General features: G+C 32.5%; 21 protein-coding genes. 11 read left to right on the forward strand and 10 right to left on the reverse strand.

The window, feature by feature from the left end:
- Window positions 1–57: 57 nt before the first annotated feature.
- From lpxA to OGZ34_RS15525, 4 genes are all read right to left on the reverse strand, one after another.
- A complete protein-coding gene (lpxA, locus tag OGZ34_RS15510; RefSeq protein ID WP_017497513.1) occupies window positions 58–843 on the reverse strand; it encodes an acyl-ACP--UDP-N-acetylglucosamine O-acyltransferase in 786 nt (261 codons plus the stop codon).
- Between the two features lie 73 nt (window positions 844–916).
- Complete coding sequence (locus OGZ34_RS15515) at window positions 917–2,305, reverse strand: bifunctional UDP-3-O-[3-hydroxymyristoyl] N-acetylglucosamine deacetylase/3-hydroxyacyl-ACP dehydratase (protein ID WP_173967765.1); 1,389 nt, start codon at window positions 2,303–2,305, stop codon at window positions 917–919.
- A complete protein-coding gene (lpxD, locus tag OGZ34_RS15520; protein WP_263360799.1) occupies window positions 2,298–3,341 on the reverse strand; it encodes a UDP-3-O-(3-hydroxymyristoyl)glucosamine N-acyltransferase in 1,044 nt (347 codons plus the stop codon). The genes OGZ34_RS15515 and lpxD overlap by 8 nt, the downstream gene beginning before the upstream one ends.
- A 39-nt stretch (window positions 3,342–3,380) precedes the next feature.
- A complete protein-coding gene (locus OGZ34_RS15525; protein WP_263360800.1) occupies window positions 3,381–4,610 on the reverse strand; it encodes an HD domain-containing protein in 1,230 nt (409 codons plus the stop codon).
- Between the two features lie 222 nt (window positions 4,611–4,832).
- Between OGZ34_RS15525 and porX the strand changes: the two genes are divergently transcribed.
- The 6 genes from porX (at window position 4,833) to OGZ34_RS15555 (ending at window position 9,810) form a co-directional block, all read left to right on the forward strand.
- Entirely contained in the window at window positions 4,833–6,386 is a 1,554-nt protein-coding gene (porX, locus tag OGZ34_RS15530; protein ID WP_173967768.1) for a T9SS response regulator signal transducer PorX, read from the forward strand.
- 73 nt (window positions 6,387–6,459) lie between these two features.
- Window positions 6,460–6,867: a tRNA (adenosine(37)-N6)-threonylcarbamoyltransferase complex ATPase subunit type 1 TsaE gene (tsaE, locus tag OGZ34_RS15535; RefSeq protein ID WP_263360801.1), complete on the forward strand. Its 408-nt coding sequence runs from the start codon at window positions 6,460–6,462 to the stop codon at window positions 6,865–6,867.
- Between the two features lie 9 nt (window positions 6,868–6,876).
- Complete coding sequence (locus OGZ34_RS15540; RefSeq protein WP_263360802.1) at window positions 6,877–7,647, forward strand: DUF4262 domain-containing protein; 771 nt, start codon at window positions 6,877–6,879, stop codon at window positions 7,645–7,647.
- On the forward strand, window positions 7,634–8,107 hold the full coding sequence (locus tag OGZ34_RS15545) for a GNAT family N-acetyltransferase (protein WP_263360803.1): 474 nt from the start codon (window positions 7,634–7,636) through the stop codon (window positions 8,105–8,107). Before OGZ34_RS15540 ends, OGZ34_RS15545 begins: the two co-directional genes overlap by 14 nt.
- Before the next feature lie 83 nt (window positions 8,108–8,190).
- Window positions 8,191–9,390, forward strand: a complete 1,200-nt coding sequence (locus tag OGZ34_RS15550) for an alanine dehydrogenase (RefSeq protein WP_173968321.1) — start codon at window positions 8,191–8,193, stop codon at window positions 9,388–9,390.
- A gap of 36 nt (window positions 9,391–9,426) precedes the next feature.
- Window positions 9,427–9,810, forward strand: coding sequence for a DUF4258 domain-containing protein (locus OGZ34_RS15555; RefSeq protein ID WP_263360804.1), 384 nt, complete (start codon window positions 9,427–9,429; stop codon window positions 9,808–9,810).
- A gap of 53 nt (window positions 9,811–9,863) precedes the next feature.
- Here OGZ34_RS15555 and ung read toward each other — a convergent pair whose 3' ends face one another.
- Window positions 9,864–10,535, reverse strand: coding sequence for a uracil-DNA glycosylase (ung, locus tag OGZ34_RS15560; RefSeq protein ID WP_263360805.1), 672 nt, complete (start codon window positions 10,533–10,535; stop codon window positions 9,864–9,866).
- A 110-nt stretch (window positions 10,536–10,645) separates the two neighbouring features.
- On the opposite strand from ung, the gene OGZ34_RS15565 reads away from it, so the two are divergent.
- A complete protein-coding gene (locus tag OGZ34_RS15565) occupies window positions 10,646–12,811 on the forward strand; it encodes an endonuclease MutS2 (RefSeq protein ID WP_263360806.1) in 2,166 nt (721 codons plus the stop codon).
- Window positions 12,812–13,074: 263 nt separating this feature from the next.
- Window positions 13,075–13,488, forward strand: coding sequence for a thiol-disulfide oxidoreductase DCC family protein (locus OGZ34_RS15570; RefSeq protein WP_263360807.1), 414 nt, complete (start codon window positions 13,075–13,077; stop codon window positions 13,486–13,488).
- A gap of 164 nt (window positions 13,489–13,652) precedes the next feature.
- On the opposite strand, the gene ettA is transcribed toward OGZ34_RS15570, so the two are convergent.
- The 4 genes from ettA to holA form a co-directional block, all read right to left on the reverse strand.
- On the reverse strand, window positions 13,653–15,344 hold the full coding sequence (gene ettA, locus OGZ34_RS15575; RefSeq protein ID WP_263360808.1) for an energy-dependent translational throttle protein EttA: 1,692 nt from the start codon (window positions 15,342–15,344) through the stop codon (window positions 13,653–13,655).
- Between the two features lie 58 nt (window positions 15,345–15,402).
- Window positions 15,403–15,585 carry a CAL67264 family membrane protein gene (locus tag OGZ34_RS15580; RefSeq protein WP_173968319.1) on the reverse strand — a complete coding sequence of 61 codons (183 nt, stop codon included), beginning with the start codon at window positions 15,583–15,585 and terminating at the stop codon, window positions 15,403–15,405.
- A 69-nt stretch (window positions 15,586–15,654) separates the two neighbouring features.
- The gene (locus OGZ34_RS15585) at window positions 15,655–17,787 is read right to left on the reverse strand and encodes a hybrid sensor histidine kinase/response regulator (RefSeq protein WP_263360809.1); all 2,133 of its coding nucleotides are present in this window, start codon (window positions 17,785–17,787) and stop codon (window positions 15,655–15,657) included.
- A 393-nt stretch (window positions 17,788–18,180) separates the two neighbouring features.
- Window positions 18,181–19,185, reverse strand: coding sequence for a DNA polymerase III subunit delta (gene holA / locus OGZ34_RS15590; protein ID WP_173968424.1), 1,005 nt, complete (start codon window positions 19,183–19,185; stop codon window positions 18,181–18,183).
- 93 nt (window positions 19,186–19,278) lie between these two features.
- Between holA and OGZ34_RS15595 the strand changes: the two genes are divergently transcribed.
- Genes OGZ34_RS15595 through OGZ34_RS15605 form a run of 3 tightly spaced genes read left to right on the forward strand, consistent with a single transcriptional unit; the run spans window position 19,279 to window position 21,638 of the window.
- Window positions 19,279–19,725 (forward strand): type I restriction enzyme HsdR N-terminal domain-containing protein, encoded by a 447-nt coding sequence (locus OGZ34_RS15595; RefSeq protein WP_263363138.1) that lies wholly within the window; start codon window positions 19,279–19,281, stop codon window positions 19,723–19,725.
- Between the two features lie 24 nt (window positions 19,726–19,749).
- Window positions 19,750–20,769: a glycosyltransferase family 2 protein gene (locus tag OGZ34_RS15600; RefSeq protein WP_263360810.1), complete on the forward strand. Its 1,020-nt coding sequence runs from the start codon at window positions 19,750–19,752 to the stop codon at window positions 20,767–20,769.
- A gap of 35 nt (window positions 20,770–20,804) precedes the next feature.
- Window positions 20,805–21,638, forward strand: a complete 834-nt coding sequence (locus OGZ34_RS15605) for an OmpA/MotB family protein (protein ID WP_173968421.1) — start codon at window positions 20,805–20,807, stop codon at window positions 21,636–21,638.
- A 273-nt stretch (window positions 21,639–21,911) separates the two neighbouring features.
- Here OGZ34_RS15605 and OGZ34_RS15610 read toward each other — a convergent pair whose 3' ends face one another.
- Entirely contained in the window at window positions 21,912–22,931 is a 1,020-nt protein-coding gene (locus tag OGZ34_RS15610; protein ID WP_263360811.1) for a carboxypeptidase-like regulatory domain-containing protein, read from the reverse strand.
- Between the last annotated feature and the right edge of the window lie 48 nt (window positions 22,932–22,979).

Raw genomic sequence — 22,979 nt, forward strand, 5'->3', positions numbered from 1 at the left:
AACTTTTGACTGTTTGTTCGATTAAACAAATAAACGAATAAACAATTAAACGATTTTTTAATAGTTTCCGGAGTAACCTTTCATAATTCCTCTTGATGAATTTCTGATAAAATCAAGAATTTCATCTCTCTCAGGAGTAGCTTCCATTTCAGCCTCAATAATACTTAAAGCTTGTGTTGTATTGTAATTTTTTTGGTATAAAATTCTATAGATTTCCTGAATTTCTCTGATTTTCTCAGTGCTGAAACCTCTTCTTCTTAAACCTACCGAATTGATACCGACATAAGATAACGGCTCTTTTGCGGCTTTGGTATAAGGAGGAACATCTTTTCTAACCAAAGATCCACCTGAAATCATAGCATGATCTCCAATATGGATAAATTGATGAATCGCTGCCAAACCACCAATTACTGCGTGATTTCCAACTACAACGTGACCTGCCAATGCTACTCCGTTTACGATAATGGCATTATTACCAATTTCGCAGTCGTGAGCAATGTGAGCATACGCCATAACCAAACAATTGTTTCCAAGAATAGTTTGTCCGGAAGCAACTGTACCTCTGTTTATAGTAACACATTCTCTAATGGTACAATTGTCCCCTATGATAGCAAGAGAATCTTCTCCTCCAAATTTCAAATCTTGTGGTACCGCAGAAATAACCGCTCCAGGAAAAATATTGCAATTTTTACCAATTCGGGCTCCTTCCATGATCGTCACATTTGAACCAATCCAAGTACCATCACCAATAATTACATTATTGTGGATTGTTGTAAAAGGCTCAATTACAACATTTTTAGCGATTTTAGCGCCAGGATGAACATATGCTAATGGTTGATTCATATGTGTTTTTTATATTTTAAATTAAAATAATCTAATTTGGGCAACAAACCTAAACAATAAAATTGATTAATTATTATTGTTTTCTAGCAATTTGAGCCATTAATTCTGCCTCGGTCACTAATTTCCCATTTGCGTAAGCATTTGCCTGCATATGACAGATTCCTCTTCTGATTGGAGAAATCAATTCACATTTGAAAATTAATGTATCACCTGGCAATACTTTGTGTTTAAACTTAACATTGTCAATTTTCATGAAATAAGTTAAGTAATTCTCCGGATCCGGAACTGTACTCAAAACCAAAATCCCACCCGTTTGTGCCATTGCTTCAACAATTAAAACTCCCGGCATAACTGGTGCTTCCGGAAAATGTCCAACAAAGAAATTTTCATTCATTGTTACATTTTTCAACCCAACCACATGACGATCCGACATTTCGATGATTCTATCAATCAATAGAAACGGCGGTCTGTGAGGAAGCATTGCCATAATTTTATGGATATCCATCAACGGTTCTTGGTTTAAATCGTAAACAGGAACGTGATTTCTTTGCTCTATTTTAATGATTTTTGCTAATTTCTTAGCAAACTGAGTATTTACAAAATGACCAGGTTTATTAGCAATAATTTTACCTTGAATACGAACTCCAATAAGAGATAAATCTCCAATTACATCAAGAAGCTTGTGTCTTGCTGCTTCGTTTGGATAATGTAGGGTAAGGTTATCTAAAACTCCGTTTGGTTTTACAGATATTTCGTCTTTTCCAAAAGCTTTCTTTAAATTCGCCATTGTAGATTCAGAAATCTCCTTGTCTACATAAACAATTGCATTGTTTAAGTCACCACCTTTAATTAAACCATGCTCTAATAAAGATTCTAATTCATGCAGAAAACTAAAAGTTCTTGAACTTGCAATTTCTGTTTTAAAATCTGCTATACTTTTTAATGTAGCATTTTGAGTACCTAAAACTTTAGTACCAAAATCTACCATTGTAGTCACCTGATAATCATCACTTGGCATTACAAGAATCTCACTTCCGGTTGCTTCATCAGTAAATGAAATTACTTCTTTTACGACATAAACATTACGGCTTGCATCTTGTTCTTCTATTTCAGCTTTTTCAATTGCTTCAACAAAATATTTTGAAGAACCATCCATGATAGGAAGTTCTGAAGCATCTAATTCTATAATAACATTGTCCAGATCACATCCAACTAATGCCGCCAAAACATGTTCAGGAGTTTGAATTTTTACGCCTAGTTTTTCTAAATTAGTACCTCTTTGCGTATTTACAACGTAATTAGCATCAGCCTCAATGACTGGCTGACCTTGCAAATCTACTCTTACAAAAGTGAAACCATTATTAATTGGAGCTGGTTTAAAAGTCATTGTAACTTCTTTCCCAGTGTGTAATCCAACGCCTGTTAGTGAAATTTCATTTTTGATGGTCTTCTGTTTAACCATTATTTCCATTTTTTGGGTTTATTATTTGTTTTTTTAATTCTTCTACTTCGGCAACTATTTTAGGCAGATTTTTGAAATGAACATACGATTTATTAAAATCAGTATATCCAAGAGACGGTGTCCCTTGTAAAATTTCATCATCTTTGATGTTTCTTGCTACTCCCGATTGAGCCTGCAATCTCACATTATTGCCTATTGTCAAATGGCCTGCGATACCAACTTGCCCGCCAATCATACAGTTTTCACCAATTTTTGTTGAACCGGCAACACCTGATTGTGCTGCAATTACTGTGTTTTTGCCAATTTCAACATTATGTGCAATCTGAATTTGATTATCTAATTTAACTCCTTGTCTTATAATTGTCGAACCAAGAGTTGCTCTGTCTATTGTCGTATTAGCACCAATATCAACGTTATCTTCAATAATAACGTTACCAATTTGTGGTACCTTACTGTAAACGCCTTCTTCATTTGGTACAAAACCAAAACCATCCGCACCAATAATAGTCCCGGAATGAATCGTACAATTGTTTCCAATTATAGTTTCTGAATAAATTTTAGCGCCTGCAAAAATATACACATTATCGCCAATAACAACATTATCCCCAATAAAACTGTTTGGGTAAATTTTTACATTGTCTCCTAAAACTACATTTTGCCCAATATAGCTAAAGCTTCCTAAATATAAATTTTCGCCATATTTAGTGCCTTCTGTAATAAAAGACTGTGGTTCTATTCCGTTTTTATTTAGTTTTACTTGATTGTAAAACTCTAAAAGCTTAGAAAAAGAAGCGTAAGCGTCTTCTACTTTTATTAAAGTCGTGGTGATTTCCTGTTCTGGTATAAAGCTATCATTAACAATAGTTACAGATGCTTTTGTAGTATATATGTGGTTGATATATTTTGGATTGGCCAAAAAAGTAAGCGATCCCTCCTCACCTTCTTCTATTTTAGATAACCGAGAAACTTCTATATTGGGATTACCAACAACTTCTCCTTCTAAAATTCCCGCTATTTGTTCTGCTGTAAATTTCATTGCGACAAAAATATAAAAAATAGATTTTAAATGTTAATTTTAGATAAGTTGTTTTGGGAAACAGATATAATATTTTGTAACCAATTTAGATAAAGACCTTAAATTCAACTGATCAGATGCTTCTACAACATCTTCAATTGTTTTGTCTTTTTTCAAAATTCGTATCGGTTCAGCCTCTTTACTGTATGCCTGATTTTTAATTTTTCCACCAAAGATAAAATAACCCGCCTCTAATTGTGTAATATGGTGTTCGTTAGCGAATTCTTCTTTCAGAGATTGCAATTCTTCAGCAGGTATTTTCTCTGCAGTAAGTTTAATTTTAAGTAAATCTCTATTAATAAGCATCTTACTCAAAGTCGAAAGGATGAAATCATCATACTTCTGCCAAGCTTTCAAAGCGCTTATAATGTCAAAATCATCAAGTTGAGAGAATAAATCTAATTTTTCAGCATCAAAGTCTTCTAAAGTCACTCTGTTCTTCATAAAATAAAAAAGAGGCTCGCTACACGGTAAAATCACACCTTTTAAAGTCAATTCTCTGGCTCTTTTTAACACCTTCATCAAAATCAACTCTGCCACCAGACTTGTTTTATGCAAATAAGCCTGCCAATACATTAGTCTTCTTGAAAGCAGAAACTTTTCAACTGAGTAAATTCCTTTTTCTTCGATGACCAAAACACCATCCACCACATTCATCATCTGAATCAAACGCTCAGAGTTTACATTTCCTTCGGCTACACCGGTATAAAAACTATCTCTTTTAAGATAATCCATTCTATCCATATCCAGCTGACTGGAAATTAGTTGTAACATAAACTTTCGATGATAATCCCCTTTAAAAACCAGAATGGCCAGACTCAGTCTTCCTTCAAATTCTTCATTCAGCTGATTCATAAACAACAGCGAAATAGCTTCATGATTCACATCTTCGACGATACTTTTTTCCATTGCATGCGAGAAGGGTCCATGACCAATGTCGTGTAGCAAAATAGCAATGTACAGCGCATTTTCTTCTTCAGGTGAAATCGCAACCCCTTTAAAGCGAAGTGTGTCTACAGATTTCTGCATTAAATGCATACAGCCTAAAGCATGATGAAAACGCGTATGATTAGCGCCAGGATAAACCAAATACGACAATCCCATTTGCGAAATGCGGCGTAAACGCTGAAAATACGGGTGCTGAATTAAATCGTAAATAAGTTCATTCGGAATGGAAATAAACCCGTAAATGGGATCATTAAATATTTTTAACTTATTGATATGAGTCACTATTTGGTTTTTTTTTAAGTCAACAAATATAAGTAATTAACTATAACGAAGTTTGCGTTTTTTGCTTAAAAATTGCTAAACGTTTAGCTTGAATATCAAATTAATAGCAATAACTTAAAAACTTATTCTGCAAAAAATACCATTCTTAGTTCTGAAATTTATACTATTTTTAATACTTTTTAAGTTCTATACTTCTAAATTGCATTAAAATAAAAAACGTTTATGGACAAGATAAAAATACTTTGGGTCGATGATGAAATCGATCTTTTAAAGCCACATATATTATTTTTGGAGAAGAAAAACTATAATGTAACTACTTGTAACAATGGTTTAGATGCTATTGCTTTATTTGAAGAGGATAATTTTGATATTGTATTCTTAGATGAGAATATGCCGGGAATGAGTGGACTCGAGACACTTTCTGAAATGAAAGAGAAAAAATCGGCAATTCCGATGATTATGATTACCAAAAGTGAAGAGGAATATATAATGGAAGAAGCCATTGGTTCTAAAATCGCTGATTATCTGATCAAACCTGTCAATCCGAATCAGATTTTATTGAGTCTAAAGAAAAACCTGGATCATTCGAGATTAATTTCTGAAAAAACAACCTTAGATTACCAAAAAGAGTTTCGAAAGATCTCTATGGAACTGGCTATGGTTAATTCTTTTGAAGACTGGATTGAACTATATAAAAAATTGATTTTTTGGGAATTAGAACTTGAGAACATTAACGATCAGGCCATGATCGAAATTCTTGAGTCTCAAAAAGTTGAAGCCAATTCACAATTCGGAAAATATATTGAAAGAAACTACGAAGACTGGTTTGCTCCAAAAGCAGATAAGCCAATTCAGTCACACAATTTGTTTAAAGAATTAGTAGTTCCGGAGATCAAAAAGAAAGACAAACCGATTTTGTTTGTGGTTATTGATAATCTTCGTTACGATCAGTGGAAATCATTTGAAACTGTTGTTTCTAATTATTACAAACTAGAAAAAGAAGTACCTTATTTCTCTATACTTCCAACAGCTACCCAGTATGCGCGTAATTCTATTTTCTCTGGTCTATTACCAATAGAAATGGAAAAACAATTTCCGCAATACTGGAAAAATGATGTGGAAGATGGCGGAAAAAACCTTTACGAAGCCGAATTTCTTTCAGCACAATTAAAACGCTTAGGCCTAAATATTAAAGAAGATTATTTTAAAATTACCAATTATGCCGGTGGAAAAAAACTAGCGGAAAACTTCAAAGCCCTAAAAGGTAACGACCTGGTAACTGTAGTCTATAATTTCGTAGACATGTTGTCACATGCTAAAACCGAAATGGAAGTAGTAAAAGAATTGGCTTCTGATGATAAAGCGTATCGCTCTCTGACTTTAAGCTGGTTTAAAAACTCACCTCTTTTGGAAATCATCCAACAAGCACAGCTTCTAGGCTTTAAATTAATTCTAACAACCGATCACGGTACTATTAATGTAAAAAATCCTTCAAAAGTTGTTGGAGATAAAAATACAAGCTTAAATTTGCGCTACAAAACCGGTCGTAGTTTAACGTACGAGCAAAAGGATGTTTATGTGGTAAAAGAGCCTAAAGTGATTGGTTTGCCTGCTATAAACATGAGCAGTTCGTTTATTTTTGCTAAAAATGATTACTTTTTAGCCTACGTAAACAACTACAATCATTATGTGAGTTATTACAAAAACACTTATCAGCACGGAGGAATTTCATTAGAAGAAATGATTATTCCGTTTTTGGTATTTAACCCTAAATAAAGTCTCCTGCCTCAGTTTACAGCCTCAGATAAAAACTGAAAACTGAGACTGCGACTATTAAAAATAAACAAAGATGAATATCGTTTTTTCATTAGATCAAATCAAAGAAGTGGCAGAGCAAATTTTAGCCTCAAATCCAAAAAAAATTATCCTTTTTAATGGAGAAATGGGTGTTGGAAAAACTACTTTAATCAAGCAATTGTGTAAAAGTTTAGGCGTTCAGGATGCGACCAGCAGTCCAACTTTTTCTTTAGTTAACGAATACTATACTTCTAATAATGAGATTGTTTATCATTTTGACTTTTACCGATTAAACAAAGAAACCGAAGCTTTGGATATGGGTGTTGATGATTATTTGTACTCCGGAAACTGGTGTTTTATAGAATGGTCAGAAAAAATTGCGAATCTGCTTCCGGAAGAAACTTCTACAATTTATGTTGAGTTGTTGGCAGATGGAAAGAGAAGTTTACAATTAATTTAATCAAGCTTAGTGACATCAGAAAATAAACATAATTGCATTGATCCAGATGACTTAATTGTGAATACTAAACTTAACATTGAAAAGTATGGTCTTCATGTTATAATTATAAAATCAACTGACTACTTACCTTCTTTTGCGTATAGCGTAGGTCTATGGCAAAAATACAATCATCCCGAAATAATTTGCTTTGGACTATCAATATCTTTATTACACGAAATAATAAATGATGTTGCAGAAATAGTAAAAACAAATGAAGTATTAGTTAAAAATAAAACCTATCTAAATATTTTTGAAGATAGTCGAGTCGAGTTTTTAAAAGTGGATCCAAGAAATATCAACGACTATTTTAATACCGCTATAAAACTTTATAAAACCGATGATTTCCCTGCACTTCAATTAGTTTGGACAGATCGAAATGACAAATTTCCTTGGGAAGAAAATTTTGAAGAAAAATTTCTTCACGAACAACCTTTATTAGATAGAAATGTTGATTTTAAGTTTAGAGAACCCAAAAATCTTACCGCTTTTACAACAAAAAATTGGCTAAATGATGGAAAATCTATTCTTCGTGTTATTCACGATGAAGATGGGGATTGGCAGTTTTTGACAAATGACGAGATATCAGCAGAAAACATTGTGATCGTTGCGTTAGAGCAATTAATTCTAAGTGACAAAACTCTAAATGAAATTTTTAACTTAGAATACGGAGAAGAAGCCGAAAGGGATTTTATAGGAGATAAATGGGTTAGAAAAAAATTTGAATACGATGATGATGAATAATACAGTTGAAATAATTCCTTTCTCTTCCGATTTAAAAGAACACATCAAAACCTTAAACATAGAATGGCTTCAAAAGTATTTTAGAGTTGAAGAAAGAGACGAAGTGGTACTTTCCAATCCACAGGAAGAAATTATAGACAAAGGCGGATTAATCTTTTATGCCAGATACAAAGGCCAAATCATTGGTACAGTTTCCTTAATGAAAATGAATAATGAAACATTTGAATTGAGTAAAATGGCTGTTTCAAATAAAGCGCAAGGTCTTGGGGTTGGGAACAAACTATTAGAACACTGCATGACCGTTGCCGAAAACAATAATATTAAAAAGCTATTCCTGTATTCAAATCGCATACTGCTTCCCGCACTTCATTTGTATGAGAAGTTTGGTTTTGTCGAAGCCCCGTTGGGGGATGTAAGTTATGAAAGAGCAGATATAAAGATGGAGAAAATTCTGTCTTAATTCTTAAACAAGTATTAGCAGAATTTTTACATTGATTTTAAAACTTTTTACGTAATTTGTACTCTTAATTTTTCGCACCACCCATGTCAATTACCTTAACTCCATTTACGAAACAGCAATTGTTGCCACAAGAAGAAAAACTTGAAATTGGCCGATTCAAAAGCGAACTTTTTATAGGAATTCCTAAAGAAACAAGTTATCAGGAACGTCGTATTTGCCTGACTCCTGATGCAGTAAACTCTTTGACTTATGAAGGGCATCGAGTTATGATTGAAGCAGGGGCCGGTGAAAGTTCAAGTTATTCTGATAAAGAATACTCAGATGCCGGCGCCGAAGTAACAAAAGATATTAAAAAGGTTTTTGGATGTCCATTGTTGCTTAAAGTAGAACCACCAACAATAGCCGAGATCGAAATGATCAATCCTGAAACGATTATAATTTCCGCCATTCAGTTAAAAACGAAGAAAAAAGCATACTTTGAAGCTTTGGCTCAAAAAAAGATCACTGCACTTGCTTTTGAATATATTAAAGATGAGGACGGATCGTACCCTGCAGTAAAATCATTAAGCGAAATTGCAGGAACGGCATCTATTCTTATTGCTGCTGAATTAATGATTACGGATGAATTTGGTAAAGGTCTTTTATTTGGGAATATTACCGGAGTCCCTCCTACTGACGTCGTTATTCTGGGAGCCGGAACTGTTGGCGAATTTGCTGCCAAAACTGCAATAGGTCTTGGTGCAAATGTAAAAGTTTTTGACAATTCAATTACCAAATTGCGTCGTTTACAAAACAACCTAAACCAACGCATCTTTACGTCAACAGTTCAGCAAAAAGCTTTGCTAAAAGCATTGAGACGCTGTGATGTCGCTATTGGTGCCATGCGTGGGAAAGAACGTTGCCCTATTATTGTTACGGAAACCATGGTGGAACACATGAAAAAAGGTGCTGTAATTGTAGATGTGAGTATTGATACCGGTGGATGCTTTGAAACTTCAGAAGTTACAACACACGAAAAGCCAACTTTTATCAAAAGCAATGTTCTTCATTACTGTGTTCCAAATATACCTTCAAGGTATTCTAAAACAGCTTCATTATCAATAAGTAACATTCTGACTCCGTACTTGCTTCAAATAGCAGAAGATGGCGGATTGGAAAGTGCAATCAGATGCAATAAAGGATTAAAAAACGGAATTTATCTGTACCACGGAATTCTTACCAATAAAGCAATTGGCGAGTGGTTCGATTTACCAGATAACGATATTAATTTACTTGTATTTTAAGGGAACTTTAGTGTACCTTTGCAAAAAAAAAATTTCATGAAGTTCGCACATCGTTTTGCTTATTATTTGATTGGTTTAGTTATAGGATGCTTTTTTGTAGCCCTTGTATTCAGTGGAAAAGATACGCGTTGCAATTATTTTCCAAACGCCAGGGTTTTAAACAATTTACGTACGAAGCCTTTTCAGTATTCTGATAAAGCAGTTCAGACTTTAAATGAAAAATGGGTTGATACAGCTGATATTAAAAGTACACTGACATATGGAGATGTCGATTTTGATAAAAGTAATGTGCCTGTAAATAAAGGAAAACTTTACATCATCGAAGGTAAAACCTCTAAAAATCAAGAAATTATATTAAAAGTAATTAACTATGAGGATAAAGCGATTTTAGATGAGATTGTTAAGAAAGATAAAGAGTAATCGTAGTTATTACTCTTCTTTAAAACACTATTAATTCAATCGGTTATTATTTATTATAGCCAGTCTACTTCTCTAATTCCTTTTGATTTCAGGAATTCATTTGTTTTACTAAAGTGTTTATTTCCAAACCACTTTCCCTGATTAGCACTCATTGGTGAAGGGTGTCCGGATTCTAAAACATAATGTTTTGAACGGTCTATTTTTGCACCTTTTTTTTGAGCAAAGCTTCCCCATAACAGAAAAACAATATTTTCTTTCTGATCAGAAATGGCCTGAATTACGGCATCTGTGAATAAATTCCATTTCAGGTGTTTATGGCTATTTGGACTATCTTTGCGAACAGTTAATGAAGCGTTTAGAAGCAAAACTCCTTGTTGCGACCATTTTTCAAGATTGCCGGAAGTTGGCATAAAGATAGAATCGAGGTCATCATTTAACTCTCGGTAAATATTCCGCAACGATGGTGGAATCTTAACCGTGTCATTCACAGAAAAGCTTAAACCATTGGCTTCTCCTTCTCCATGGTACGGATCTTGCCCAATAATAACTACTTTTAAATTTTTAAAAGTACAGGTATTGAAAGCTGAAAAAATTAATTCTGCAGGCGGATAACAGGTATGAGTTTGGTATTCAGTTTCAAGAGTTGCTAGTAGCTCCTGAAAATAGTTTTTTTCATTTTCATCTTTTAGCACCGCTTCCCAGTCAAGAGAAAGATTGATTCTCATTTTTTGATTTTTATTACAAATAACGCAAAGTTTTTTTCAAAGTACTAATTAATAGTGCTATTTCGTTTTAAAACTTTGTAACTTTGAACCTTTACAACTTACGATATATAATGATATCTATTACCGAAAAAACATTACAAGATTTACAATTTCCAACAGTACTCGAAACCATTTCTGCAGGCTGTAATACTGATATAGGAAAAGAAAAAGCTTTACAAATAACTCCTTTTAGAGATAAAGAAACCTTGATGCAAGCTCTTATGCAAACATCAGAATATGTTTCCTCTTTTCAAAATAATAACGCCATTCCAAATCATGGATTTGACGCTATAACTCACGAAATTAAGTTTCTGGCTATAGAAGATAGCTTTTTGGAAGTTGGCAGTTTTAGAAAAATTGCCACGCTTTCTTCAACGTCCAACTTTTTATTGAATTTTCTTAAAAAATTTGACGATTACTACCCTAATCTAAACACTAGAGCTTCTCGCGTAGAGTATACAAAAGACATCATAACTACCATTGATGCGATTGTAGATAAGTACGGAGAAATCAAAGACAATGCTTCACCGGCTTTACTGAGTATAAGGCAAAATATGAATATAGTACGTGGTAAAGTAAATCAAAGCTTTGGCGTTGCACTTTCACATAATAATAGCCTTGGTTATTTAGATGATATTAAAGAAAGTTTTGTACAAAACCGACGTGTTTTAGCAGTTTTAGCTATGTATCGCCGAAAGGTAAAAGGTTCTATTTTAGGAACTTCTAAGACCGGAAGTATCGCCTATATTGAACCTGAAGCTACTTTGCAATATTCTAGGGAATTGGCTAATTTAGAATACGAAGAGAAGGAAGAAATTACCCGTATTTTAAAGCAATTATCTAATACTATTCGTCCATACCTGCCTTTGCTAATTGAATATCAGGAATTTCTAAGTGATATTGACGTTGTTGCCGGAAAAGCAAAATACGCCAATAGAATCAACGGAATACTGCCTACAATTACGGAAGAAAGAAGATTGTTTTTCAGAGAGGCCTACCACCCTATTTTATACCTCAATAACAAGCAAAAGAACGAAGTTACACATCCGCAGACGATTGAATTAAAGCAAGATAACCGAATTATTGTCATTTCAGGCCCTAATGCAGGTGGGAAAACAATTTCTCTAAAAACAGTTGGTTTGTTACAGTTGATGTTACAATCCGGGATGTTAATTCCGGTCCATGAACGAAGTGAAACTTTCTTGTTTGACAGAATTTTAACGGATATCGGAGATAATCAATCTATTGAAAACCATCTAAGTACGTATAGCTACCGTTTAAAAAATATGAATTATTTCTTAAAAAAATGCAATAAGAAAACCATGTTTTTAATTGACGAATTTGGTACAGGTTCTGATCCTGAATTAGGAGGTGCTTTGGCTGAAATATTCCTGGAAGAATTCTATCACCGTGAAGCTTTCGGAATTATTACAACACATTATTCTAATTTGAAAATTTTGGCAAATGAGTTGCCATTTGCTACAAACGCAAATATGATGTTTGATGAAAAATCTCTTGAGCCAATGTATAAACTGGCTTTGGGACAGGCTGGAAGTTCATTTACTTTTGAGGTTGCATTAAAAAACGGGATTCCGTTTGGATTGATTAATCGTGCTAAAAAGAAAATTGAAGTAGGCAAAGTTCGCTTTGATAAAACCATTGCAACACTTCAGAAAGAACGTTCTAAGTTGGAAAAAACTTCTATTAATCTAAAAGAAGAAGAAACAAGGGCTCGTGAAGAAAGCAAAAAGATGGAAAACATCAATGTAAAAATCAAACAAAAACTGGAGAGCTATCAGGAATTATATGATAGTAATCAGAAGACGATATATATAGGTCAAAAAATAGAAGACATCTCTGAGAAATACTTTAATAATAAAAACAAAAAAGAGCTTATAGGAGAGTTTTTGAAAATTATAGAAATTGAGAATTCAAAGCGTAAAAAAGCTACTCCAAAAGAAGCTAAGGCCATAATCGAAAAGAAAAAAGAAGTAATTGCTGAAATTACAGTAAAAGTAGAGGAAATTCGAAAAGAGAAAAAAGAGAAAAAACTTAAACCTGTAATCGAAAAACCAAAACCAATTTTAAAAGTTGGTGACAGAGTCAGAATGCTTGACGGAAGATCTGTTGGAAGTATTGACGCCATCGAAAAAAATAAGGCAACGGTCAACTACGGAATTTTTACTTCAAAAGTAAGTTTGGATGAATTGGAATTGGTGGAAGCTGTTAAAAAGTAAATTTTGAGCTCTAACCCTGTTTTTGAACCTTTAAAAGTTCAAAAAAGAAGCAAGAATTAAAATAAAGCGATTTACGCAACGATTTCTTGAAATACAATTACGAAGATGGATAATTTTCAAAAACAGCTTACATTTGATTTATGAAAGCTATTTTTGATTTGTAAAATTTATTGCTTTTATTGTTTTAATAAACAAAACTAATACGTGTAATTATCGTCATTTTTGATATTTCCTGAATCTTGAAACCTGAAATTTTTAACCAAATGCAAAATCTTCCAAAAAACAAAAAAATAATCCTCTTTGACGGTGTTTGCAATTTATGCAACGGTGCTGTTCAGTTTATCATCAAACATGATAAAAAAGATAATTTTCGTTTTGTGGCTTTGCAATCTGAGTTGGGAATTGAGATTTGTAAATATATTGGTGTAGATCAGAAGAAAATAGATAGCATTATTTTATACAATCCCGGTGTTGCCTATTATCTTAAATCATCAGCCGCAATTGAAATTGCCGATAACCTGGGTGGAATTTACAGTTTGCTTTCTGTTTTTAAAATTTTACCCGAAAAACTTAGGAATTACCTTTATGACTACGTTGCCAAAAACCGTTACAAATGGTATGGCAAAAAAGAGAGCTGCATGATTCCAACTGTGGAATTGAAAGCGAAGTTTCTTTAAAATTCAAATTCCAAAATATAAAATTCCAATACTTAGCGCAATATTTGTCACTTCGACGAAGGAGAAGTCACATACGCTAATCGATAAAGATTTCCTGTAATAAAAAATCCCAAATTCACGATAATTGGAATTTGGGATTTTTCTATTAAAATTTTCAGATCTTATTATCTAATCAGTTTTCTGTATTTCAAACGTTTTGGAGTTAAATCACCACCTAAACGCTTCTTTTTGTTCTCTTCATAATCAGAGAAACTTCCTTCAAAGAAATATACTTCAGAATCTCCTTCGAATGCTAAAATGTGAGTACAAATTCTATCTAAGAACCATCTGTCGTGTGAAATAATTACAGCACAACCAGCAAAATTTTCCAAACCTTCTTCAAGTGCACGTAATGTATTTACGTCCAGGTCATTCGTAGGCTCATCCAGTAAAAGTACATTTCCTTCTTCTTTCAATGTCATGGCTAGGTGCAAACGGTTACGTTCTCCACCAGACAACATCGAAACTTTCTTATTTTGTTCACCTCCACCAAAGTTAAAACGTGATAAATAAGCTCTTGAGTTTACTTGCTTTCCTCCCATCATTACTAATTCCTGACCGTCAGCAAAATTTTCCCAAATCGATTTGTTCGGATCAATATTCGAGTGTGACTGGTCTACGTAAGCAATCTTTACAGTTTCACCAACAGAAAATTCCCCGCTATCAGTAGCTTGTTCTCCCATAATCATTTTGAAGATGGTCGATTTACCAGCACCGTTTGGCCCAATGATTCCAACAATTCCTGCTTGTGGCAAAGTGAAATTTAAATTATCATATAATAATTTATCTCCAAAGGCTTTGGCAACATTTTTTGCTTCGATAACATTCGTACCTAAACGTGGACCATTTGGAATGTAGATTTCCAAGTTTTCATCCAATTGTTTTTGGTCTTCATTTAATAGTTTGTCGTAGTTCTGTAAACGAGCTTTTTGTTTCGTTTGACGACCTTTTGCTCCCTGACGAACCCATTCTAATTCACGCTCTAAAGTTTTTCTACGTTTAGATGCAACTTTTTCTTCTTGTGCCATACGACTAGATTTTTGATCTAACCAAGAAGAATAGTTTCCTTTCCAAGGAATACCTTCTCCTCTATCCAACTCAAGAATCCAACCTGCTACATTATCAAGGAAATATCTATCGTGCGTTACAGCAATTACAGTTCCCGAATATTGTGCTAAATGCTGTTCTAACCAAAGTACAGATTCAGCATCAAGGTGGTTGGTAGGCTCATCCAAAAGCAATACATCAGGCTGTTGCAATAACAAACGACATAAAGCTACACGACGACGCTCACCTCCTGAAAGATTTTTAATTGGTGTGTCTCCTTCCGGTGTACGTAAGGCATCCATTGCGATTTCAAGTTTTGTATCAATTTCCCAAGCACCAAGAGCATCGATTTTATCTTGTAAAGCTGCCTGACGATCCATCAACTTATCCATCTTATCCTGATCTTCGTAATTTTCAGGAAGACCAAACAAATCATTAATCTGATTGTACTCTTCAAGAACAGCCATAGTTTCAGCAGCTCCTTCACGAACAATTTCGATAACAGTTTTAGAGTCATCAAGGATTGGTTCTTGTTCTAAGTAACCTACGGTGTAACCTGGTTGAAAGACAACATCACCCTGATAGTTTTTATCAACTCCTGCAATAATTTTTAAAAGTGATGATTTTCCGGAACCATTAAGACCTAAAATACCAATTTTAGCTCCGTAAAAGAAACTCAGGTAAATATTTTTAAGTACTGGTTTGTCTGCTCCCTGATAGGTTTTACTCAATTTTTGCATTGAGAAAATTACTTTCTTATCGTCTGACATATTATGTTTATTGTTATTAGTTTATTTTTATTAATTTGATAGTGCAATAGACAGTGAATTATACCCTTCCTTTCAAAGCGTTAAAAACCCAGGCGATAGAGAAAAAACCAACTCCAACTGCAACAAATCCCCAACCGGAAACATCTCTGTATCTAAAAGCGCCAAGACCTATAAGTAACAATCCCATAAGTACCATTATAAAAGTAGCCCATCCTAAAATGGTATTTTTATTCATTCCCATAATTGCGTTATTAGTATTTTAAAAGTAGTATTTTTTTAGAGATGCAAATATCGTGAATTTTAGTAAATCTTAGATCGTTTTTTGTGTAACATATTTTAAAATTGTTTCACACAAAATATCAGGATTTATTGGCTTGTCCAGTTTTTCTAAAATTTTAGCTTTTTGAAAATTATTGCTGCATATATTTTCTGAAATGGCTGTCAGTGCTACAATCGGTATTTCAGGTTTTAAACCGCTAATAATTTCTGATGCTTCAAAACCATCCATAATTGGCATCATAATGTCCATCAGTATTATTGCGTATTTTTTTTCTTTTACTTTCTCTACTGCTTCAAGACCGTTATTGGCCACATCACATTTAAAACCTTTGCTGATTAGAATTTTACTGGTTAACAACTGATTTATTTTATTGTCTTCAACTAGCAAAACGTCAATATTTGGGAGCTCGTCTTTTTGTTCCTGATTATTTATAAAACAAGATTCATTTTGGATTTCATTGGAAATATCAAAATCGATTACAAATGAAAAAGTAGTTCCTTTGTCTTTTTTAGATTTAACTTCAATCGTACTATTAAAAAGTTCTAAGGTTTTCTTTATAATGGAAAGCCCCAATCCACTTCCTCCATACTTAATATTGATTTCAGTAGATTCTTGTATAAAGGGTTCAAATATTTTATTTTGAACGTTCTCTGAAATTCCAATTCCTGTATCAGAAATATCAAATTTAATACTGGCATTATCGTTATTAGATTTAATCAGTTTTGCCTTTAAAGTTACTTCGCCTTTTTTTGTGAATTTTGTAGCATTTGTCATCAGCTCCATAATAACCTGAGTAAATCTTATTTCATCACTCTTTAAAGTCTGTGGAATTTTGTCGTCAAAATCAAGTAGTATGGTATTGTGGTTCGTGGCATTGATTTTAAACATTTCAATTACGGCGTTCAATATCTCTTTAAGATTAATATCTTTAAACTGTAAATTAATAGTATCGTCTCGTTTTAGATTTTTAAAATCTACTATATTATTGATAAAGCCCAAAAGATAATCGGAAGAAAAATTTAAATTTTTAATATAGTCTTTCTTAAGTTGTTCCGATTTTTCGTTTTCAAGTAAATATGCTGTCCCTCTAATCGTATTTAAAGGAGTTTTTAATTCATGAGTTACAACATCAAGAAAATTATCTTTTATTTTTGAAGCTTCGTTTAACTCTTTATTTATTTTTTCTAACTCTGAATTTTTCTTCTCCAGAATCAAATTAACCTTCATTTTATATTTATAGGCTCTGAACTGAATCATAAATAACACTATCAGTATTGTAACTAGCAGTAATGAAAAAAACAGCAGATAATTTTTATAAGACTCACTTACGCTTTCAAGTCTGGCTTCATTAATTTTTCTTCTATTTTCAATATTTTTTATTTTCAAAGTATTATTCAATTTGTTTGATTTTTGAATAAGCCTCATTCTAAATTGATTGAGTCTGATGTACTTTGATACTGAGATTTGATAAAATTTTGTTGCAGTTGCCAGATCGCCCGTATTGTAATAATACATTGCCTTCAGCTCATTGAGCTTTGCATCATAAGGAACTCTCCCGTCTGCGTAGGGTATTTGAGTTTTTTCTACAAGCTGCAGATACTTATAGACACTATCATTTTCTTTAAGGTGGTAATAATCTTCGGATATGAAGAGATATAAATTGGGAATCTTAAAATTATTTTTCTTCGATGTATTGCTTTTTTTAATGTTTTCAAGCGAAATCATAGCAAAATGAATCGATTTCTTGTAATCTTTATGTGTCTTATAATATACCGAGAGGTTGTAGTTTATGTTTATATTGTCCTCATGGTTGCCATATTTTTTTATTAATTGTTGCGCTTTCAAATCGTATTGATGAGACAATAACTTATTGCCTTCATAATACCTTAAATCACCAAGAGCTTCATACAATAGCGCCAACTCCCGCTTGTTATTGTATTTCTTTAAAATCTGAAAATTTTCAAGAAGATATGTATTAGGAGTTCCGAAATTTCGTAAATAAGAAATTAGCTTAATACATTCCCTATGAAAAAGCAAAAGACCTACAGTGTCTCTTCTTGATTTTAAAGAAGCTTCTGTTTCATTTAAGATTTTAAGTCCCAAAAGATGATTTTGAACATTTTCTGTTCTGATTAGTTTTTTGATACTATCAATCTTTGACACTATAGCATCTGGGTTTGTTTTTAAAAGAGTTTGAGACTGGGCATAACTCTTAAAAACAGTAGATAGGCAAACAAATAACACAAGAATGACTTTTATTCTTGTGTTGCATAGATATAAGGTAGATGGGGTCACCGAATTGTTTTATGTAAATAATATTCAGGAAATATAATGAAATTACATTGTCTTTGCTATAATTATAGTTAATTAATTACATGTTATTATGATAAATCACTTGTAGAACTCTATTAGTTTTGAGTATTTAATAATAAAAAGCTAAATACACCTCATTAATTAAGATTTTAAACAACACTATTTCAGCGTAATAAATCAGAATAAATGGATATATTCACTTAAGACGAAGACACTTGTAATAGAATATTATTTTTAAATTATTTAATTAAATATTTTATACAGCATTTCTTTTAATAAATCAGATTGCGGCAATGCATTAGCTCCTACTCCTTTGCTTTTAATATCTACATCACGCAGGGCTCCTACAATCTGACTTACTTTACGCATGGGATAATTTTTTATGGCCAAATCATACTCCTTTAAAAAATAAGGGTTTACACCAATAGCTGCTGCGACATTTTTAGGGTTTTTATCTTTCAGTCCATGATATTTTAAAAGTTGAACAAAAAATCCAAACACCAATCCTGTTGTCATTACCAGTGGATATTCTTTAGGATTGTGAGCGAAATTCTCTGCAATTTTATAGGCTTTGAGCTGGTTTCGCTCCCCTATCGCTTTTCTTAACTCAAAAACATTATAATCTTTACTAAATCCAATATTCTCCTCAATATGCTGGGGCGTAATTACTGTTCCTTTCGGTAGAATAATTTGTAGTTTCTCGAGCTCATTATTAATCTTACTCAAATCAGTACCCAGAAATTCAACCAGCATTGCATTGGCTTTTGGATCAATGGTGTACTTTTTTCCTGCAAGCACGCGTTTTATCCAGTCTCCAACCTGATTTTCGTATAATTTTTTACTTTCATACACGACTCCTTTCTGAGCCAGTAGTTTAGTTACTTTTTTTCGCTTATCCAGTGTTTTGTATTTATAACAGAAAACCAATACGGTTGTTGTCATTGGATTGGCAACATAAGATTCGATCTTGTCAATTGTTCTCGATAAATCCTGTGCCTCTTTTACGATAACAACTTGACGATCAGCCATCATAGGATAGCGCTTGGCCGTTGCTACAATATCTTCAACAGAAACATCTCTTCCGTAAAGAACGGTTTGATTGAATCCCTTTTCTTCTTCAGCAAGGACATTTTGTTCAATATACTCCGATAGTTTATCAATATAATAAGGTTCTTCGCCCATTAAAAAATAAATCGGTTTTATATCTCCGGCTTTTATCTCATTAACAATTTTTACAACTTCGTCCATTCAAATTTTGTTTCAAGCTTCAGATTTCGGTTTATGGCTTCAAAACTTGAAACTTTAAACCAGAAAGCTGAAACTATTTTATATTTTTGTCTTATGTTAAAACTAAATTTCCCAACATATACTTTCCGATTCAAAAATAGCGAAAATAAAGTGTCTATTTTTGATGAAATCAGGAAAAAATTTATCATTCTTACTCCAGAAGAATGGGTTCGCCAACATGTTGTTCATTTTTTAATGACCGAGAAAAAATACCCTAAATCGCTAATAAACGTAGAAAAAGTGCTTACTGTCAATGGATTGCGAAAAAGATATGATGTTGTTGTATTTAATTCTGATGGCTCTATACATATACTGGTAGAATGCAAAGCCCCTGAGGTTAAAATCTCACAAGCAACTTTTGATCAGATTGCCCGTTATAATATGACAATGCAGGCACGGTTTTTGAATGTTACAAACGGACTGAGTCATTTTTACTGTCAGATGGATTTTGAAAATGAAAAATATCAGTTTTTAAGAAGTTTACCTGATTATAACAAATAATATTAAAATAAATAAAAATTACTTTTGGATAAAATAGCTGTTGTAATTTTAAATTGGAATGGAGTAAAATTATTGGAACAATTTTTACCTTCTATTATTCAATTTTCTGAGGGAGCTCAAATATACGTTGCTGATAATGCTTCGACAGATGATTCTATAACTTTTGTTAAGAGCAATTTTCCCACAATAAAAATCGTTCAAAACAATGGTAATCATGGTTTTGCAAAGGGTTACAATGATGCTTTGCAACATATTGATGCTGAGATTTATGCTTTGGTTAATTCAGATATAGAAGTAACGCAAAATTGGCTAAATCCTATCATTGAAACTTTTGAGAATGAAAAGTTAACTGCTATTATTCAGCCTAAGATTCTGGACTATAAGAACAAAGAATACTTTGAATATGCAGGTGCAGCTGGTGGTTTCATTGATAAATACGGGTTCCCTTTTTGTCGCGGACGTATTTTTGATACTATCGAAAAAGATAATGGACAATATGGTGATAATTGTGAATTGTTCTGGGCATCAGGAGCTTGCTTTTTTATAAGAAGCGAAATTTACCATGAACTGGGAGGTTTTGATGAAACCTTTTTTGCACATCAGGAAGAGATTGATTTGTGTTGGCGTGCAGCAAATGAAGGACATACTATTAAGTACAATTCTGCTTCAGTTGTTTATCATGTTGGAGGAGCGACTTTGCAACAGGGAAATCCTAAGAAAACCTTTTTGAATTTTAGAAATTCACTACTAATGCTTGTGAAAAACTTACCTAAAAAAGGACTCTTCTTTGTGATTTTCTTCCGAATGGTTTTAGACGGTATAGCTGGTATTCGTTTTCTTACACAAGGAAAGTTCCTGCATACCTTTGCAATTCTCAAAGCGCATTTCTCTTTTTATTGCATATCTTTAAAATACCTTAGGAAACGCAAAGATTTCCAGATACAGCAATACTATACCGTGAAAAGTGTCGTTTACTTGTATTACATAAAGAAATTACTTGTATTTAAGGAAATCTTTAACAGTAATCAAAATATTAAGAACTAAATTTGTAATCAACGTTTAATTAAATATAATACCTTATGAGAAAAATAGTTATCGCACTATCAGTATTAATGGCCTTAACTTCGTGTGTATCGAAAAAGCAATATGCAGCTTTAGAAGCTAAGAACAAAGAGATACAAGATTTATTAAACTCTTGTACAGTTAAATTAAATACTTGTCTGGAAGAAAAAGCAGGATTAGCAGCAACTGCTGAAAGTTATAAACAACACAATCAGGATTTAATCAGTACTTCTAAGGATTTAACTGTTTTAACTACTAAAGGAGCTGAAAACCTTGAAAAATCTTTAGAAAGTTTAAAAGAAAAAGATTTAAAAATATCAAGACTACAGGACGCTTTAACGAAGAAAGACAGTGTAACATTAGCTTTAGTTACAAGTTTAAAAGGAGCTGTTGGAATTAACGATCCAGATATTGAAATCAATGTAGAGAAAGGAGTTGTGTTTATTTCTATCGCAGATAAATTATTATTCAAAAGCGGAAGTTATGACGTAAGTGACAAAGCGAAATCTGTTTTAGCTAAAGTTGCAAAAGTTGTAAACGACAAACCAGATTTTGAATGTATGGTTGAAGGTCATACAGATGACGTTCCTTACAAAAGCAACGGAATTATCTTAGACAACTGGGATTTAAGTGTTAAACGTTCTACTTCAATTGTTCGTGTATTAACTAATGATCTTGGTGTAAACCCTGCTAAATTAATCGCTGCCGGTAGAAGTTCATATGTGCCATTAGTAGCTAATGATACTCCGGATAACAAAGCTCGTAACAGAAGAACTCGTATTGTGGTTATGCCAAAAATCGATCAATTCTACGATATGATTGAAAAAGAAATGAAAAAACAAGCGAAATAATCCCGCTTTTACATAGTTCATTAAACAGAAAAAGCAGGTCAATTGACCTGCTTTTATGTATTCCTAATTTTTTTAATAACCAATTAAATATAAATCAAGAATAGCATTATCTTTAATTTAACTAACTAAATTTTAACTAATCTAAAGTTAGTTATTTATTTTAGATATTTATATCATTTAAGTTTTTTTTTACAAATAGCCCTTATTGGCTATTTTTTTTATTTATAAAGATAGCACTATACTATTTATTACTTAAAAAAAAATCAAGAAATTCTATTTTATCCCATAATTCAAAGGCAACATTTCAGCTACTCTTTCTTTTGCAATTTGACCTAAGAAAACAATATCTGATATGTTAGAGATATTTCCATATTTATAAACATAAAAAGTATTTGTCTCAAAAATAACACTTGATTCTTCTTTGTTTTTAAATAAAACATCGTATGATGCAATAATCTCTTTATCTTGCTGTTGGGCTTGCTTTACTACTTCTACCTTTGTAGAGAATTCTTCTTTGGATATTTTGAAACAATTATCGGAAATAACCGTATCACTATTTTTAGATAATAAAAATTCATCTTTGCTCCATGTGCCATTGGATAAATTTCTAAAAAAATTAATTAGAGAACCTTTAAATGCTTCTTCCCTCTTTGTCAAAATTAGATCCGAATTGGCTATTTCTTCAAAATGACTCAAACCAGAGTAAAAGTTTTTGACTACATCGCTCGATAATACACTTCGTTTACTAAACGTAACTTCGAAGTTTTGCAATTCATAGCTGATTTTGTAACCCAATGAAGGATTTATGATTATTAATGGCTTATCGGAAAAAGCTTTTAAAACAAATTTTTCTTTATCATATTTAAAATAAATATCATCTTCATTTTGAATTACAACTTTTTTACTGTTTACTGTTTTTCCAATAAAATACTCTCTGAATATTTTTAACTTCTGATCCCTTCTAAACATATCTTTTCTGTTCACCACAACTTCTTTAAGCGAGTTTTTGGCAAAATTCAAGTGTATATTAAGATTCTTTTGAAAATCAGAACCCGCAATATATTCATTTTCGTATCCTAGAAAGCTTACTACTAGAATGTTATTAGCTTTTGGATCATACTCTAAGGTAAAATTTCCATTGCCATCAGAAATTGTTGAAATTGTCGTTCCGTCTAAGTAGATTAAAGCTCCTGGTAGTGGTGTGTTTTCTTTATCAGAAACTTTACCATTCATCCTTTGGCTAAAGGAATTTAGAGAACAAAAAAGAAAATAGAGAAAAATTAGTTTTTTCATAGTTTAATTATAAATATTCACCACTAATTAACACTATTATATTTATAA

Origin of the sequence: Flavobacterium collinsii, from assembly GCF_946903285.1 — a bacterium.
In the GTDB taxonomy this organism is placed as follows: domain Bacteria; phylum Bacteroidota; class Bacteroidia; order Flavobacteriales; family Flavobacteriaceae; genus Flavobacterium; species Flavobacterium collinsii.

What these genes read in the sequence shown, in the direction of transcription:
- lpxA (WP_017497513.1), bottom strand. Translation starts at nt 843, where the DNA reads ATGAATCAACCATTAGCATATGTTCATCCTGGCGCTAAAATCGCTAAA.
- OGZ34_RS15515 (WP_173967765.1), bottom strand. Translation starts at nt 2,305, where the DNA reads ATGGTTAAACAGAAGACCATCAAAAATGAAATTTCACTAACAGGCGTT.
- lpxD (WP_263360799.1), bottom strand. Translation starts at nt 3,341, where the DNA reads ATGAAATTTACAGCAGAACAAATAGCGGGAATTTTAGAAGGAGAAGTT.
- porX (WP_173967768.1), top strand. Translation starts at nt 4,833, where the DNA reads ATGGACAAGATAAAAATACTTTGGGTCGATGATGAAATCGATCTTTTA.
- tsaE (WP_263360801.1), top strand. Translation starts at nt 6,460, where the DNA reads ATGAATATCGTTTTTTCATTAGATCAAATCAAAGAAGTGGCAGAGCAA.
- OGZ34_RS15545 (WP_263360803.1), top strand. Translation starts at nt 7,634, where the DNA reads ATGATGATGAATAATACAGTTGAAATAATTCCTTTCTCTTCCGATTTA.
- OGZ34_RS15550 (WP_173968321.1), top strand. Translation starts at nt 8,191, where the DNA reads ATGTCAATTACCTTAACTCCATTTACGAAACAGCAATTGTTGCCACAA.
- OGZ34_RS15555 (WP_263360804.1), top strand. Translation starts at nt 9,427, where the DNA reads ATGAAGTTCGCACATCGTTTTGCTTATTATTTGATTGGTTTAGTTATA.
- ung (WP_263360805.1), bottom strand. Translation starts at nt 10,535, where the DNA reads ATGAGAATCAATCTTTCTCTTGACTGGGAAGCGGTGCTAAAAGATGAA.
- OGZ34_RS15565 (WP_263360806.1), top strand. Translation starts at nt 10,646, where the DNA reads ATGATATCTATTACCGAAAAAACATTACAAGATTTACAATTTCCAACA.
- OGZ34_RS15570 (WP_263360807.1), top strand. Translation starts at nt 13,075, where the DNA reads ATGCAAAATCTTCCAAAAAACAAAAAAATAATCCTCTTTGACGGTGTT.
- ettA (WP_263360808.1), bottom strand. Translation starts at nt 15,344, where the DNA reads ATGTCAGACGATAAGAAAGTAATTTTCTCAATGCAAAAATTGAGTAAA.
- OGZ34_RS15580 (WP_173968319.1), bottom strand. Translation starts at nt 15,585, where the DNA reads ATGGGAATGAATAAAAATACCATTTTAGGATGGGCTACTTTTATAATG.
- holA (WP_173968424.1), bottom strand. Translation starts at nt 19,185, where the DNA reads ATGGACGAAGTTGTAAAAATTGTTAATGAGATAAAAGCCGGAGATATA.
- OGZ34_RS15595 (WP_263363138.1), top strand. Translation starts at nt 19,279, where the DNA reads ATGTTAAAACTAAATTTCCCAACATATACTTTCCGATTCAAAAATAGC.
- OGZ34_RS15605 (WP_173968421.1), top strand. Translation starts at nt 20,805, where the DNA reads ATGAGAAAAATAGTTATCGCACTATCAGTATTAATGGCCTTAACTTCG.
- OGZ34_RS15610 (WP_263360811.1), bottom strand. Translation starts at nt 22,931, where the DNA reads ATGAAAAAACTAATTTTTCTCTATTTTCTTTTTTGTTCTCTAAATTCC.